Source organism: Aestuariivita boseongensis (genome assembly GCF_001262635.1).
GTDB classification, from domain to species: Bacteria; Pseudomonadota; Alphaproteobacteria; order Rhodobacterales; family Rhodobacteraceae; genus Aestuariivita; species Aestuariivita boseongensis.
The window spans coordinates 134976-149785 of the sequence record NZ_JXYH01000001.1; the positions used below are offsets into that span (position 1 = coordinate 134976).

The 14810-nt window shown below is 55.4% G+C and carries 13 protein-coding genes and 1 tRNA gene; 4 read left to right on the forward strand and 10 right to left on the reverse strand.

Annotation, left to right across the window (positions count from 1 at the left end):
* Positions 1-5: 5 nt before the first annotated feature.
* The gene (locus TR61_RS00655; RefSeq protein WP_050927605.1) at positions 6-881 is read right to left on the reverse strand and encodes a hypothetical protein; all 876 of its coding nucleotides are present in this window, start codon (positions 879-881) and stop codon (positions 6-8) included.
* Positions 882-1014: 133 nt separating this feature from the next.
* Between TR61_RS00655 and TR61_RS00660 the strand changes: the two genes are divergently transcribed.
* The 3 genes from TR61_RS00660 (at position 1015) to TR61_RS00670 (ending at position 3839) form a co-directional block, all read left to right on the forward strand.
* Positions 1015-1090, forward strand: a tRNA-Thr gene (locus TR61_RS00660).
* 144 nt (positions 1091-1234) lie between these two features.
* Complete coding sequence (locus TR61_RS00665) at positions 1235-2011, forward strand: hypothetical protein (protein ID WP_050927606.1); 777 nt, start codon at positions 1235-1237, stop codon at positions 2009-2011.
* Between the two features lie 25 nt (positions 2012-2036).
* Positions 2037-3839, forward strand: a complete 1803-nt coding sequence (locus tag TR61_RS00670) for a 7-cyano-7-deazaguanine synthase (protein WP_245626779.1) — start codon at positions 2037-2039, stop codon at positions 3837-3839.
* On the opposite strand, the gene TR61_RS00675 is transcribed toward TR61_RS00670, so the two are convergent.
* The 5 genes from TR61_RS00675 to TR61_RS00690 all read right to left on the reverse strand — a co-directional run bounded on the left by TR61_RS00675 (position 3829) and on the right by TR61_RS00690 (position 10270).
* On the reverse strand, positions 3829-4896 hold the full coding sequence (locus TR61_RS00675) for a tyrosine-type recombinase/integrase (RefSeq protein WP_050927674.1): 1068 nt from the start codon (positions 4894-4896) through the stop codon (positions 3829-3831). The two genes, TR61_RS00670 and TR61_RS00675, sit on opposite strands and share 11 nt — an antisense overlap.
* Positions 4874-5410, reverse strand: a complete 537-nt coding sequence (locus TR61_RS19540) for a helix-turn-helix domain-containing protein (RefSeq protein ID WP_342669384.1) — start codon at positions 5408-5410, stop codon at positions 4874-4876. The genes TR61_RS00675 and TR61_RS19540 overlap by 23 nt, the downstream gene beginning before the upstream one ends.
* Positions 5380-5583 carry a helix-turn-helix transcriptional regulator gene (locus tag TR61_RS19545; RefSeq protein WP_082181771.1) on the reverse strand — a complete coding sequence of 68 codons (204 nt, stop codon included), beginning with the start codon at positions 5581-5583 and terminating at the stop codon, positions 5380-5382. Before TR61_RS19545 ends, TR61_RS19540 begins: the two co-directional genes overlap by 31 nt.
* A gap of 453 nt (positions 5584-6036) precedes the next feature.
* On the reverse strand, positions 6037-7473 hold the full coding sequence (locus tag TR61_RS00685) for a mechanosensitive ion channel family protein (protein WP_082181772.1): 1437 nt from the start codon (positions 7471-7473) through the stop codon (positions 6037-6039).
* Between the two features lie 1270 nt (positions 7474-8743).
* Complete coding sequence (locus TR61_RS00690; RefSeq protein ID WP_157440772.1) at positions 8744-10270, reverse strand: ShlB/FhaC/HecB family hemolysin secretion/activation protein; 1527 nt, start codon at positions 10268-10270, stop codon at positions 8744-8746.
* Between the two features lie 527 nt (positions 10271-10797).
* Between TR61_RS00690 and TR61_RS20325 the strand changes: the two genes are divergently transcribed.
* Positions 10798-11508 carry a lysozyme inhibitor LprI family protein gene (locus TR61_RS20325; RefSeq protein ID WP_245626780.1) on the forward strand — a complete coding sequence of 237 codons (711 nt, stop codon included), beginning with the start codon at positions 10798-10800 and terminating at the stop codon, positions 11506-11508.
* Positions 11509-12546: 1038 nt separating this feature from the next.
* On the opposite strand, the gene TR61_RS00700 is transcribed toward TR61_RS20325, so the two are convergent.
* From TR61_RS00700 to TR61_RS00715, 4 genes are all read right to left on the reverse strand, one after another.
* A complete protein-coding gene (locus TR61_RS00700) occupies positions 12547-12903 on the reverse strand; it encodes a GlsB/YeaQ/YmgE family stress response membrane protein (RefSeq protein WP_245626781.1) in 357 nt (118 codons plus the stop codon).
* Positions 12904-12913: 10 nt separating this feature from the next.
* Positions 12914-13657 carry a hypothetical protein gene (locus TR61_RS20330; protein ID WP_245626782.1) on the reverse strand — a complete coding sequence of 248 codons (744 nt, stop codon included), beginning with the start codon at positions 13655-13657 and terminating at the stop codon, positions 12914-12916.
* 112 nt (positions 13658-13769) lie between these two features.
* Positions 13770-14075, reverse strand: a complete 306-nt coding sequence (locus TR61_RS00710) for a hypothetical protein (protein ID WP_050927611.1) — start codon at positions 14073-14075, stop codon at positions 13770-13772.
* 65 nt (positions 14076-14140) lie between these two features.
* Positions 14141-14794 (reverse strand): hypothetical protein, encoded by a 654-nt coding sequence (locus tag TR61_RS00715; RefSeq protein ID WP_157440774.1) that lies wholly within the window; start codon positions 14792-14794, stop codon positions 14141-14143.
* Positions 14795-14810: the final 16 nt, after the last annotated feature.

Consider the following 14810-nt stretch of genomic DNA (forward strand, 5'->3'; position numbering starts at 1 on the left):
CCCTGTCACGGAGAGATGAATTGCACACCCGGAATGCGCTGGATGTCGAAGACATCTTCGTCATAGATCTCGGTGATCTCATCGACCAGCTCTTCGGTCCAGCCGGGGATGTCCAGTTCTTCCTCGATCTCTTCTTCCAGGGCGAATTTGTCCAGGAAAGCCGCGATAACCCGGCGTTTCTGCATCTCGGTCAGGTTGCGGTGCTCGTGCAGATAGGCGCGGAAGCGCTTCATGCCTTCCGCGCTCATGATCGTTTTCAGCAGGTCGAAACCGCCCGTGATCTTCTCCCCGTGTTCCAGGCCGGCCATTTCGCGGATGATCTGCGCCCAAAGCAGGGGCGTGTCTTCGTTGCACCACACGGTGATGGGCACATCCGGTGCGGCCTCGCGGATGGCTTCGATCATCTCGGACCAGCGCAGGCTTCTCGGATCATTGCCGCCCAGAATCTCGGGCATTTCGCGTTCGGGCGATTTTTCCTTGACCAGCGGCAAGAAGGTGGCGGGGTTTCGGATGGCGATGAACATCTCCAACTCGTCCGTCGGGAACAGCTGGCGCAGCCCGGCCATGCGTTCGGGTGCCGCCGGATAAAGCACGCCGTTGCGCACAGCAGCGTTGGCGACGCCGAAAAAATGCGCGTTCGACAGGATCATGCGGTCGGCATCTTCGTCATCCAGAATCGCATCCATAAGCACGTCGCGCGCGCCAGGATCGGGGGACGCGGATTGCATCGCGCGCAAGGTGGAACGCAAAAGCTGGCGGTATTTCCCGGGGCCGGGAACGGCGATGCCGCGTTTCGAGAAGTCATCCTTGTTGCGCAACAGGCACCGCATCAGCCGATCATCGTCGGTAAAATGCGCGCCTGTATGAAAAATGATCTCCATCGTTCGGGGTCATCTCCGCCTTCTATGCTGATCTTTGGCCTAGCGCTTTGCCCGAACTCAGTCAAATCGCTTTCGGCTGATGGCTTTTTCTGTCTTGCAGTAGCGCGGTCTTGCGGGTAATCCCCGCGGCGGAGCCCCTATAGCTCAGCTGGTAGAGCAACTGATTTGTAATCAGTAGGTCCGCGGTTCGAGTCCGTGTGGGGGCACCATTCTTTTCAAAGACTTGCTGGTTTCGCGAGCGTTTCCATTGGGCAGCGGGTAAGCGCAGGGTAAGCGTACGCGCTGCAGAGTTCCGAATTTTGTTGCCATTTTTTCTGCTGTGCCCCAGCCTTGGGTAAAACGAGGAGGAGAGCATGGGCCACATTCGGCTGGGGACTTTACCGCAGTCCAAAAAGTGGCGTGAGGTCGTTGCCCTTCTCAACTCAGACGCCCCGCTGGAGCAGATCGCACAGGCAGCGGCAGACGCCTCAGAGAGGGATCTGAAGCGGGCGTCCGACGATCCGGTTTTTCAACACGTCTCGAATCTTCTGGTAACCCTTCCGTTACAAGCACGTTCTCCATCCTTCTTGGAATTTGTTGCAGGCCTCGGCCTGAGTGAGGAGAACCTGACATCCGTCACGGGCCTGCTTGCAGGGCTAAACTCGTCGATAGATGCTCAGGCGTATGAACTTGGCCGCGCGTCTGATGCTGGGGATATTGCAAAAGCCGCGTTGTTGGAGACCTTGTCTGTCCAGCTTAACGACCGTTTGCCCTCCCTCTTTGATCCAACGCCAGCAGAAGTCCGTCGAGCATTAGCAGGATTTTCCAGTGGTCCGGGCTTTGCAGTCCTTGCGCGAGATTTCTTTGCGCGTCTGACATATCGATCGCTCGACTATTACCTCAGCAGGGAACTGGCAAACCACACTGGCGCCGGGAAGCGATTTGCGTCAGATGCCGAGAGAGTTGCGTTCCAGCAGGCGCTCAGACAACACGCATTTGAAGCGTCGCGCATCGTCCAGGAGTTTGCGGGCGGGTGGTATGGCAAGACCGTTTGGAATGAGCAGTCGCTTGATCAGGACGCGATAAACAAATTCACTCGGTACGCCTTCACCAAGATGCGGAGGGAACTGGGGCGTCGCCGTGCCGCCTGAATACAGAGTCCGTTGTCTGGCACCTGTGACCCGCAGCGGCGGCGATCAGGTCCTAAGGTTTGATCTGAATGGGGAAGAGCGCGCCATCTCACTAAAGATCTCGCAGCTCACGCAGCGAATGGTCGCCGGTTTGCCCGATCGCACATTGGACCTGCTGGAACTTGCCGCCCTTGTCTATGCAGTTGATTCATCAGTAAGCAGGGGCGGGCCTGCGCTGCAGAAAATGGGTGCGCAATGGCATAGACGGTTCCGCATCGAGATGGCCGTTCGAGACTTGGCGTTCTGGGAACAATCTGATGTCTCAGCGGCATTGGAAGCACTGCTGGCGTTCCTGAGCGGCGACACGTTCACATTCACATTCGGTGTGAGGAAGCATTCAGACGCAGAGCGGAACCGGTTCTTTAAGTTCGGTGAGGAGTCGGCTTGGTCTGCAGACCGTGTCCTGATGTTTTCGGGTGGCTTGGATTCGTATGCCGGGGCGCTAGAGGAAACCGTGCGCCAGGGTTTTAGCGTTGCGTTGGTGAGCCATGCATCGTCGACCAAGATTGAGCGCGTTCAAAAGGACTTGCTAGCTGCGCTGCGCGCGAAGCTGAATCCCGACTTGTTCCGGCATGTCCCGGTGCGGATGCAAATGGTCGGTGGTGTCAAAGAGGGAACCCACAGAAGCAGATCCTTTTTGTTCGCCACCCTTGGCGCTGTCACTGCATTTGGATTTGGTCAGGAGCGAGTATCTTTCTACGAAAACGGTGTGGTCAGTTTGAATTTGCCGCCCGTTGGCAACGTGCAAGGTACACGGGCAACACGCACGACGCATCCCAAGTCACTGCTGTTGATGAGCCAGTTTCTGGGTCTCGTGTTTGAAAACGGTATGCGGATCGACAACCCATTCTTCTGGCACACGAAAACAGAGGTTGTGGAGAAGGTTGCTCAGTTGGAAATGGCTGAGCAAATCCGCCATACACGGAGTTGTGCCGACGTGCACAACCAGACCAATTTAAACCCTCATTGTGGAAGGTGCTCACAATGCGTCGATCGACGCTTTGCGGTTCTGGCGGCAGGTCTTGAGACCCAAGATCCCAAAGAGGCTTATGCTGTTGAACTGCTCGATGGTTTGCGCAAATCCGTTATCGATAAAGAAACAGCGCTGTCCTATGTGCGTGCCGCGCAGCAATATGTGCATGCAACGCCAGACCTGCTGCAACAACGCTATCCCGAAGTCTTTCAGGCGGTTGAATGCTTCAATGAACCTGCGCCCACCGCGCTTTCGAGGATAGCGGGCTTGTTGAAGCGTCATGGCCAGTCGGTCATCAGTGTGATGAATCACACGCTGGATCATCAAGCAGCGGATGCATTCCCGGTGGGTAGCCTGCCGTGGATGTATGGGGAGGAAAAACGCCAGGCGGCCTTTAGCGCGGGCGCAGACATGCCCACTATCAGCCTGCAAACATCGGACCAAACCCATACGATCGTCTTTGATGATGAGCGGCAAACCGCAACAGTTGCGGATGTAGTGGATATTCCAAAGGGAGCAAATTTCAATCTGCTCCGGGAATTGGCGACCGAGCATCTTTGTGCAGCGGGTCAGGGCATAGATCCACTCGACTATCCCACTATCGCCGCTCCGGACTTGTCAGACCGCTTGGGTCTGGCATCTGACGAAGCACTGCGTCAGCGCGTCAATCGCGCGCGCAAGGCGCTTGGTCGGTTGTTTGAAGCCGCGGGCCTGGATGCCGACCAAGGTGCGGGACTTATCGAAAACATCCCTTGGCATGGGTACCGACTAAACCCGACCTTGGTCACTGTCAGGATCAAGTCTGCTACTCTATGATATCGTCGTCGTCACCGTCCAAGGGAAGGGGGCCGCGTTTGCGAAAACGCTCGATTAGCTCCATTTGCCGTCCTGGTGCCACAGATCCGTAAGAATTGAAGGTGGTCAAAACATTGTTGTGCCCAAGATTTTGTGACCAGGCTTTGTAATCTTCCGGTGAGCGGCAGTGCTCCCGCGACAACTCCGCAAGCGTGTCCCTGACGCGGTGGGGCGAGAATGGCGGCATGCCCACCGAGACAAATGCCTGTTTGAATATCTTTGCAGCACTTGAAGGGCTTGCCCAAGGTTCCCGCGCAATGCCAAGGGCTTTGAACTGACGACCATGTCCAAATCCGATCTTGGTTTTGGGGAACAAGGGGTCTGCATCAGAAAACAGATGCACGGTTTTCAATTCGTGAATCCAATCCTTGACGACTTTTTCGATTTCGGCGCCAACGGGGAAGAAACTGGTCGTGAAAGACTTGCTGAACTTGGTGTTCACCGTGGTTCCATCGAACTGCACACAAGAATTATGTAGATCAACATGACCAAGGCGCAGACTAATGGCCGCGCCCTCACGCGATCCACTGAGAAACAGGAAAGCGACGAGCGCGCGATCCCGTTTTTGGATAGCTGTTTCACTCGGCATTCGATCCAATAGGCTGCGGGCCTGTTCCAGAGAAGGATGGGGTTTCCATAGATTTGATCTACGCTGAGCCTCAGATTTTCGATCCGGGGTCAGATAGGCGACTTCCGAGTGAGAGATCTTGGATTTGTATCCCGGTTGGTCAGCCAGCCATGAGAAGAACGCTTTCACTTCGCGTAGCGTACTGGCGATGGTTGCAGCGCTCAAAGGTGCGCCCGATCGTTCGTTCTTCTGTGAAGCCAGGTGGCGCTTGAACGACCGCGCGCGCTCCGGGTGGAAAGCTCGAAAATCCTTACCGTCCAAGAACCGCTCGTAGGTCGAAATCGCAGCCGCTGCCTTGTCAATTGACGCCTCGGAGAACCCTTTCGCGTCCTTCAGCCAGACGAGGTATTTCCGTTTGATGCGCAGGTTATTTGGATTGCGTTTTGACATCGCACTCACGCTCCTGTTCGAAGGGTACATTTGAGGGGGTATCTTCAGGGGACACTAATCTTGGGTCCGCCCTCTGAATTGTGACCTCGATTTTCGCTCGGATCGCTTCCAAAGATGAGCGCCTGATCACTTTGTGCATCAAGCATCCGCAACTGGGGCAGAGAGCGGTCAACATGCCCGACGTTGGTGTTTGATGAACGTAGTCTGCCAGTTTGCCGTCTGGTTCCCGCGGTTCTTTGCAACTGAGGCAAAAGCACTGATGCAGCTCAAGTTTGCGGCGGCGTTTCCGCTTGCGATGTCCGAGAAACGCTTTCAGATCCCCTCCGTCGATCAACCACGGCCTCTGTGTTTTGTCGGCGAGCAGACCATGGTGGGAGATCCAACGCCGAACGGTTTGTTTGTGAACACCCAGGACATCCGCCGCCTCAGCTGGTGTATAAATGTTGTGGGTTTTGATCCGAGAGGGAGAGGGTCGCTTTGCCATTACAGGCCCTCCTTGGTCAGAGGGCCGCATGTATTTTGGCACAGCCGGTCCGCTTCATAAGCGGCTATGTCGTTCTCGTCATAAAGAACGCGTGCTCCGATTTTTAGAAACTTTGGCCCTTTGCCGAGCCAACGCCATTGTTCCAGTGTCCTTGGTGACAGGTGCCAGCGCTCTGCCAACTGCTGTTGTGTGATTTTCGCCATGACTGCCTCAACTGCTCGCTGCGGTACGAGGAGCTTCGTCCCGCTTCTGGCGAATAATCTGAGCGTCAGAAGGCCGAAAGTATGTGGTCACGCATCGGTAAGGCGTGACATTTCTGGCGGATAAGTTGTTGAAAAATATAGGGTTGAGGTCGGTAGCTGTGAACTGTCAGGAAACAAACGTGACAGGCCGTGACTTGGCAATTGAGAATCAGCCTTTTTGCTGTGGCACGGAGTTGCCTTCATCTCAGTTGAAGCAATCCCCTGATGATAATCGTGGACTCCGTTTGACCTCGTCGGTTCACTCCAATACGGCCGCGGCTGGTGGTTAGTCATCAACAAGGCTGTTCAATCAGAGCCTGCCAACACGCGAGCCACGCTGTGCAAGCGAAGCTTTTCAGCACAAGTGACAGTGGTCGACGGTGAGCAAGTGGCCGGGTCGTGCCTCGTTGCTATTTATGTCTTCTCTGTCTGCGAGGCACCAATATCATCCAGTTCTGTTGGCTTTGAGTGATGGTATATGTGCAGATCGCGTTGAGGGTAGGGGATCGAGATGCCCGCTTCGTCGAATTTTTCTTTCATTTGTTGTGTGAGATCCCAGAAAACTGTCCAGTAATCGGATGTCTTTGCCCAAGGTCGACAGATAAAGTTAACTGAATTGTCAGCCAGAGCATGAACACGAATGACCGGTTCTGGCTCCCCCAGAACGAGTGGATGTGCTTTCACCGTTCGAGTGATAACCTCCAATGCTTCTGGAATGGAGTCCTCATAAGAAATACCAAAGACGAGATCGACGCGTCGAGTCGCGCTCGCCGTCACGTTCGTGATGACGTTACCCCAGACGTTGCGGTTCGGGATGATGATCACTTGGTTGTCCGGAGTCACAACCTTGGTGGCAACAATACTAACCGACTTTACCGTTCCCGAAACGCCTCCGACATCCACGTAGTCACCTTCGTCGAAAGGCCTGTTGATCATTATCATAAGACCACTGGCAAGGTTTCCGAGCGTATCCTGGAATGCGAATGCAAGAATAAAGGAAGCGCCCCCAATCAGAGCAAAGACGGGAGAGATGTCGATGCCGAGTGCCGATAGAACGATGAGCAGACCGATTGCAAGGACAAGCCAATAAACAACTGTGGCAAGAAACACCTGCAAGAGTTTTGATAGATTTGGTATGCGACTCATCAGACGGCGAGATGTCCGTCTTGAGAGACGCGCGACAACCATAAGGCCGAGCAAAGCCCCGACAATCACCGCGATATTGAGGCCTACTGCGATTCCTCCTTCGCGATGAGTGGCCCACCGAAGCGCCTCGGCGACAAGAGTTTCCACATCCGTATTTCGGGTCTCGTCAACGATCACAGACGAGCGATAGGCGCGATACTCGGAAATGAGGTCTGGGTCTCCTCCCTTCCTTTCCCAAGACGAGACGACGCGGCTATACTTATCGAACAGCTGACCTCTTTTGATTGTCAACTCGGTTAGGTTTGATCTCACAGCGTCCTCAACGGCGCCATCGGTGCGTGCAATCGCGATTTGCGCAGCCATTACGCCCTCGGTCGCATTACGAACGATCTCCAACCACTTTGCAGCGAGTTTCTCGAGCTCACCTTTCGTCAAAGGGATGAGGCGAATGTCCAGTTCGTTTAACGGGATATCCGGATCCAGCAATTCTGCAGGAAGGCCTGTTTCAGTGTCTCGGGCGGCGTCACTCAACGCACTATCAGTCACGCTTTCTGCAATACGCTGCGTCAGCACTTCGGCCGTTGCCTCTTGCGCATGAGTCGTTGGAGCGAGCAGGAAAGAAAAAATCAATGCAGTTAGCAGAGCTATAAAGGGACTTTCCCTAATGACGAGAACGGCAGTCTTGAAATTGCAAGTGGCATGCATGGAAGTTTCCAGTTGTCCGAATGTCCGCGTGTTGAGTTTAGGCAAGTGAAGGATGCCGATTTCGCCTGATTTCTATTTGTTGCCTCGACGGCGGACAGAAATCACGCAAGACGCGTGCTGGGGATGAAGTGCGGGGAGATCGCGGCCTAGGACATCTACGGCTCCGATATGGCGCAGTGCGCCGCTTACTGCGACCTGGCCATCGACATAGCTGCGGCGCTTGCCGTGGCCGCTGGCGATGCAGTGCCAGTCCTTGCCTCCGTCGGATGCTCGGAAGCGGGGTGTGGCATGCGCCGGCTGCCGGCCTGTTGTGTTGGTAACAAGCGCTTGACCAACAGAAGTGGTCCGATGTTCCCGACTATGGATGATTCCAGAGGTAGGCTGGACTTGAGAGTGCGGGGTAGCCACCGTCAATTGTGGGATTTGAATTGGGCGAGCCTGAGGCCGGGGCTGGGGAACCTGGTTGGGCACGGGATAGGGTTTAGCAAGCGGTTTTGGACGCGGTACTATCACCGGCTGCGCTTGGGCCGTTGCCTGCGGCACGCGGTTCGGTACCTGCAAAGGAACGGCATTGGGTTGCGCGACGGGAACTGCGCCGTATCCCCCGAACGTGAGCCTCTGACCTGCAGGGATAATAATTGTCGGCGGTAAGGGGCCATATCCCGAAACGGTGGTCTGCGGGTTCGGCACGACAATGATCGTCGGCAATCCGTAGCCCGTGAAGGAAGGCCTCGGGAGTGTCTGCAGCGAAGGCACCGGCGATGTGCCGGTGAAGGTCGTCGGCGGGCTCGGTACAATCGTGACGGTGGGCGGCGTACCACCGGTGAAACTCGGTGTCGGGAGAGTTTGGATTGGCGGGACGGGACCCGTTCCGGTCAAAACTGTCCGGGGAAGTGGTTGTACATAAACAGGTTGTGGGGATGTGCCGGTGATCGTTGGTCCGGGCTGTCCTTGAATGGCTGGAACTGGGCTCGTTCCCGTAACGACCTGTCCCGCATCGGGCGTGACGACTATGGTCGCCGGCACACCGCCTGGTGAAGGCTGTTGGCCCGTGCCGCTTGGCAGTTCGTTAGCAAGCGGAACAGTCGCCGGCACTCCCACGTTTGGTTGTAAGCTGGTGCTTCCACCGCAATTGGCTGCTTGATGGGAGTTGCCGACCCCGTTGCACCACCCCAAGTGCAAACCCGTCGACCATGACGCAGATGGTAATCCGCATAGCAAGACTATCGCGAGCAAGGGGGTCAGTATCCGGTTTGGACTCTGCATTTTGTCACCAGCTTTTTGTTAATCCAAGGTAGAAGGCGGAATCGCCCGCGTCGGTCGACACTCCATCAGTGAGAGGGGCGGCGACGTAGCTGCGGATGAACAATCCGTTCGGTAATTCCGCGTCCATGCCAATTCCGAGCGAGGCCAGAGTGATATCGTCAATTTCTGTGGCTGACGGGGAGTTGTTTCTTACATAACCAATATCGACAAAGCCGAACGGCCGGAACCGATGCAACAATCCTGATGAGGGAAAGATGTCGCGCCCGACTTCCAGCGTGGCTGAAACGCCAATGTCGCCCTGTACCTCGGCGAAAAGGAAGCCGCGATCGTCATTACGGCCGCCGAGATGGAATTCCTCAATTCCTGGCAGGCGGTCTTGCGTGTATTGCGCCCAAAACTCGGCGCGGACCGCGCTGTTTGGACCGAACCACGAGACGGGCCTCTCTAAGCCCGCACCGACACGCAAGTGGAAAAAGCTGCTGTCGCCGTCGTCGAAGACTAGCGAGCCATTGTCGCGTTCGCCGACCGATAGGTTGATGGCGTATTCGAATGCGCCTCCGTGTGGTAAAGCCTTGCCATAAATCCAAGATGCGCCAATAACGTTGACGTCGCTTTCAAAGGATAGTCCGTTGACATCCACATCGGAGGCCGATCTTCGTAGTTCGAAGGTGCCATAGCCATACGTGTCGACATCGCGCACAAAAGGAAAGCCTAAAGCAAGTATCGCCGTGTTTCCACGAATATCGGTCGCGGCAAGCGTTCCGCTTGCGTCACGTCGCGCCGTGACACCGCCGAAATAGGCTTCGCCAAAAGCGCCGGATCCGCCGATTGGCGCCCTGTAGGTAAGTGCGCCCCAAACCGTATCGCCATTCTGTTCCGAGGAACCTGACAGCTCAAGGCGCAGCATGTCACCGGGAGTGAAGGCGCTCAGAAACTGTTGCCCAAAGGTAAGAACAGCTTCGTCGCCGAACCCACGCGATGGATGATCCAAGGTGAGGTAGCCCCAGGACCGATCCTCCGGCGTCGCCAGAATGCGCACCCGTGCAGTTTGAGCGCCCGGTGGATAGTCGATTTCTGCGACAGCGGAAATGGACTCGATGTCCTCGACCAGCATAATCGCGCGCTCAAATGCTTTTTGGGTAACAGCTCGTTGACCGATCACAGGCTCCATGTAGGACTGGATCAGGGCAAAAGTGCGGGCGTCGACACCCTCAATGGATATTTGGCCGATTTCACCTTCATCTACGATCAGCGTCCGGCCGTCTTCAGCCACGAACACTTCGGCAAGAAAGTATCCATCTTCGTGGTAGAGAAGCTCCAGCGTCGCAGCCAGATCATCGACTCGAACGGCTCCAGTCCGCTGCGCAACTATCTGCGCCGCAAAGGCGAGTATTTCGCTTGGCTCATAGACTGTTGTGCCCATCAACCGATATTCTGTCGTTGGTCGCGCCGCAGCTGGAAGGCTCGCCAAGACGATAAGTAAAGCTGCAATAACGCTTTTTGCGATTTGTTTTGGTTTCAAAAAATGCACGATTTCTTCCTAGCTTCTCGGCGAGCTGACAGTCAGGCCCAGTGTATCTTTGCTGTGGCCCCAATGTGCCTAATTTTCTTGAGAGATCGACGATCGGTAAGTCGGCAGAGCTGTTGCGTAGAACGTCCATCGCTCGCATAATGCAAATGACCCTGCACGCTATCGAGTGCAAGCCTTGTCGTCATCAGCCGATTTTCCCTTTTGATCGAGTAACATGATTTTGTTCTCCGCTATGAACGCGAGTGCCCATTCAGGATTAGCGTCATATTCTGCAAATTATCACGACTTTTGTCGTTTGCTTTCTAGACCATCAGCTGGAAACGCCCTCTGGAAAAGAGCGGAAATATGCGTTTTGGTGGTTCTTGTTCCCGTCACTGATGTTTGTCGAACGCGGCAGGCGATCTTAGGATCGGTGGAAAGGTGGGTTGACGGATTTTGTTAGTCCGCCACTGCGATACAGTGGCGCCGCGTTGATCAGGTTTTTCGTTCGGATAGCTTTGACAAATTCGCTCGCTGACGCTCTATAATTGGGCAAAAAAAAGACAATGCCGGAAAAAAACGTTGTTGCGATCAGATCACCGTTCTCGGAGATCGGTTCATTTCATCTAGTAAACATAACACGTTTGAATGTCTTCTGTTCGGTCAAGGTCGCTGTTCGAAGCAGTTTTGCAACCTCAAACTATTTGAACAAACGCTTCGCGAACGAAGCTGCCGCTCACGGATGTGCCTTCCCCTACTGCCACCTCGATCCGCACTTGGTTTTCTGTTTCTCAATCATGCGCGCGGTCCTATGCTTTTTTGCCGGCTGTGGGCCGTTCCGCCAGCCTACTATGACCAGAGGAGGTAAACACATGAGGAATATTGCGGCTGCACTGCTAGTTACGCTTTGCGTACCGAGCACAAGCTTTGCTGATCCGGCCACGGAGTGCGGTGGGAGCAGCCAGGTTGAGATCGGCAGTTGCGTCGCCGAGACGCTTCAGCGGGTGAATGCGACGATCGACATTTACATTGGCTTCGCGAAGCGTGCGGCGGAAGAATTGGACAATGCAACTGGCCGAGCTGAGACTGCCCCCGCACTCGATGCGGCACAGGCGGCTTGGAAAGAGTATCGGGACGCGCATTGCGACTATGTCGGATCGACTTTTGGCGGCGGTTCCGGAACCGGCATTGGAATCGACTCTTGCAAGATCGAACTCGGCCGGGACCGCGCGCAGGACTTAATGCGATACGCGCAATGAGCGCGGTACCGACAGTGGCTCACAGAGTGTCCAAGGCAAATTTATCGGAAGTATAGTTTGTACATGCAAAAAACCGACAATCCGTTTAATCCTGATGGTCCGGGCACTTTCATTGAGTGCAGGCACAATGGGCGGCAGGCGGGGTCATTTCGATTGTGGATGACATGCACATCTTTATCAAAGCGTTGGTTAGCGGTGGCCTTTTCCAATCTCCGGATACGCTTGCTGAGATTCAGGACACAGTGCCGATCAGTAATCCGGCATTGCAAGGTCAGGGGCTCGGCTGGGCGCTGAAGGGTCAGGGTCTCTTATCGCCTCATCACCAATGGGGCATTCGACCTGGAAAAAATTAAAGCCGACTTCTGGGGACGGTTGCCTATGAAGCAAGTTGCCAACGAATCAATGAAAGCTAATCGCACGACATGGGACTATGTCGTCGATCAAAAGGCGGGATCAGGATACATCAGGTCTTAGAGTCCCGGCAGCTCAGTGCGATGCTAGTATCGGCTCGAAGGGTAACATCACCAAAACTGGGTTTGCAGTGTTCGAGCAAGTCTGAGTAGGTGATCAGAAAGTTGTCCAGTCGTGCCGAGGTAATAAACACGACTGGACAGGATGCTCGTCGGCAAGGCCGACGAATTTCTACAAGTGACATCAGCAGTCCTCGGCCGGCAGCATGTCTACGCTGGAATAGCGCCCGTCTGACGTCGTAATACGTGCGCATGCTCCAGTGTCCCGATTGAACCAGAAAGTTGTCAGGCCTTCGCTTCGGATCGGCTCATAGCCGAGCGCCCGAAGACCGCCTTCCGCTTGACCCGCCCGCGCTCCCTGGAATGCCGTCACATCAGTCGAGCTGCCAACTGCGGGCGTTCCCTGAGCGGCTGCCGAGCTCGAGGTATCTTCCACACAGCCCGACAATGCAGTGACCGTGATCAACAGACCGGAAAAGGTTAGAGGTGCTTTCATGAGCAACTTCTCCTGTTTGGTTGATGTAGTCTTTAGAGCTCATGAGGGATTTGCTCTGCTGGATTTGTCTGGTCAGTTCGCTGCTTTTCGGATCAGTCGAACGATCAAGATCAGAATGACCGCTCCCACGATGGCGGCTAGAAAGCCGCCGATCGCACTACCCAGGGAAACACCCATCAGCGGTAGAACCCGTCCGGCCAGGATCGATCCCCCGATGCCGATAAGTATATCCATCCACAATCCCGACCCGCTGCCCTTCACGATGAGACTGGCCAGCCATCCCACAATGGCACCGATGATGATGAGAATGAGCAGACCTATGACGCCACCGATCGCCGCGCCGACAAGTTGGGCCGTCTCGTCCTGAGCCCATGCGGGGCCGACAAACGTTGTCATCAGGATCATTGCGCTGAGTATTTGGTTTTTCATTTTCTCACTCCTAGCAATCCTCGGCGGGTACCATGATGATCTCCGAGAAGACGCCGTCTGATGTTGTAATCTTCGCACAGGCACCAACCTCGCGGTTGAACCAGAAAGTTGTGAGACCTTCGCTGCGGATCGCTTCAAAGCCCAAAGCACGCAAGCCGCCCTCTGCCTGCCCCCCGCGTGCGCCCACAAAGGCAGACAGGTCAGTTGGGCTTCCGACCGGTGAAACAGTCTCAGAGTTTGCGCCGTCCAATGCCCCGCCTCCATCATCCGCCGCCGTCGTATCTTCACCCGACGCCGCTGCATTGATTTGCTCTGCCGTGGCGTTGCTTCCGTCGTTTGACACAAGGCAGCGCCATTCCCCGCCATTTGCATCCTGCAGCATCACCAGAGAGTTGGCTTCGGAGAACTCCGTTCCGGTTACTGTCCCGCCAACCGCACCATTTGTCGCCCGCACCGCATCTATGCAAGCATCAATTGCGTCCTGGCTGACCTCCGAGATGTTTACACCGGCTCCACCCGTGTCGGAGGCGCCATCCATCGCTCCTCCTCCGTCATCCGCCGTCGCAGTGTTCTCTGTCGATGCACCATCCATTGCGCCGCCTCCGTCATCCGCCGTTGCGGTGTTTTCCGCCGGCGCTGCGGATTGTGAGCTTTCAGTGGTGACGGATGTGGCAGTGTCCGAACTGGTGTCTTCCTCTTCGTTGCAAGCAGTAAGAGCAAGCGCGAGCAGTACAACAGTAAGCATCTGTTTCATATCAAAACCCTCAAAATGTGACGTATCAATGCGTAAGGAGCGTCTCGTTCGAGTTATCCGGCCGAAGGTTGCGCGTCCCGCCGAAAGGGCGAGACGCTTGGGTTGCTTATTGTCAGTTCGCAAACTCACTGAACACAGTCACACTGCCGTCGCTTTCCAGCCGACAGCTCAAGCGCTGACCGCCAGCGTCAAGAACTAGCAGTGGCCCTCCGCCTGTCCGAAGACGGTCAAGAATGTTGATATCCATGGCAGGGAAGTCGGCATACACAGCTGCCTGGTCAATACAGGGCGCGGTCATCGCATTGAATTGTGCCTCTGTACCACTCAGCCCGTCATTGGCTGGTTGGCTTGTCTCAACGCAAGCAGCGAGTGCTCCAAGAGCTGCAGTGAGTGCGGTTAACTTAACGATTTTGTTCATATTTGATGTCCTTTTAGTGGTTGTAGTTTTCTGGGGTAGAACCCAGTTGCTGAGTAAACGGCGGTTTAGTTCACTCCGAAGATGACGTTAAAATCGATCGATTGACCACCGCGGTTAACCACCTCGATGACGTGATCCCCAGACTGCCAGAGTTGGCCTCGATACTCCCTGTTTGCATTGATGAGTTCGAGTAGAAAACTGCCGTCAGGATTGAAAATCTCATACTCCAGCCGCCCGCGCCTGGGAGCAACGCGGACATACAGGTTTTGCCCATTTCGAGCGCCCAAGACATAGCGCACCGATGCGCCTGGCGCGACCGTCCCGGTCAGTTCCGTACCGGTCGATCCGGAAGGAAACTGCACGCGCACCGTTTGGGTTCCACCGGCTTCCGCATTTCCGGAGCCTGAGGCGCGAAGGAAATCGGTGTGGTTCCTGCCATCGACAAAAAACTCCGACATAGTGGTGCTGCCCTTCGGAAAGGCACAGGCGATATAGGCGGCGCGGGCTTCCAAATAGATATCGCCTCCGACGGTTTCTGTGCCATCGACGCGTGCGCCGTTGTAGTGCATTGCCGTTCTTGCATTTCGAACGCCGAAATATTCGCGCGCCGTTGCGCCACACTCGTCAATATAGAATCCGACGCCTTGCGCTGATGTGACCGTTGGCAGCGCGACAGCGAAGGCCAGCGTAGCTGCTGTACTCAGTAATAAACACTTCATGGTTTGGCTCCTTTTC

What these genes read in the sequence shown, in the direction of transcription:
- TR61_RS00655 (WP_050927605.1), bottom strand. Translation starts at nt 881, where the DNA reads ATGGAGATCATTTTTCATACAGGCGCGCATTTTACCGACGATGATCGG.
- TR61_RS00665 (WP_050927606.1), top strand. Translation starts at nt 1,235, where the DNA reads ATGGGCCACATTCGGCTGGGGACTTTACCGCAGTCCAAAAAGTGGCGT.
- TR61_RS00675 (WP_050927674.1), bottom strand. Translation starts at nt 4,896, where the DNA reads ATGTCAAAACGCAATCCAAATAACCTGCGCATCAAACGGAAATACCTC.
- TR61_RS19540 (WP_342669384.1), bottom strand. Translation starts at nt 5,410, where the DNA reads ATGCGGCCCTCTGACCAAGGAGGGCCTGTAATGGCAAAGCGACCCTCT.
- TR61_RS19545 (WP_082181771.1), bottom strand. Translation starts at nt 5,583, where the DNA reads ATGGCGAAAATCACACAACAGCAGTTGGCAGAGCGCTGGCACCTGTCA.
- TR61_RS00685 (WP_082181772.1), bottom strand. Translation starts at nt 7,473, where the DNA reads ATGCATGCCACTTGCAATTTCAAGACTGCCGTTCTCGTCATTAGGGAA.
- TR61_RS00700 (WP_245626781.1), bottom strand. Translation starts at nt 12,903, where the DNA reads ATGAAAAACCAAATACTCAGCGCAATGATCCTGATGACAACGTTTGTC.
- TR61_RS20330 (WP_245626782.1), bottom strand. Translation starts at nt 13,657, where the DNA reads ATGAAACAGATGCTTACTGTTGTACTGCTCGCGCTTGCTCTTACTGCT.
- TR61_RS00710 (WP_050927611.1), bottom strand. Translation starts at nt 14,075, where the DNA reads ATGAACAAAATCGTTAAGTTAACCGCACTCACTGCAGCTCTTGGAGCA.
- TR61_RS00715 (WP_157440774.1), bottom strand. Translation starts at nt 14,794, where the DNA reads ATGAAGTGTTTATTACTGAGTACAGCAGCTACGCTGGCCTTCGCTGTC.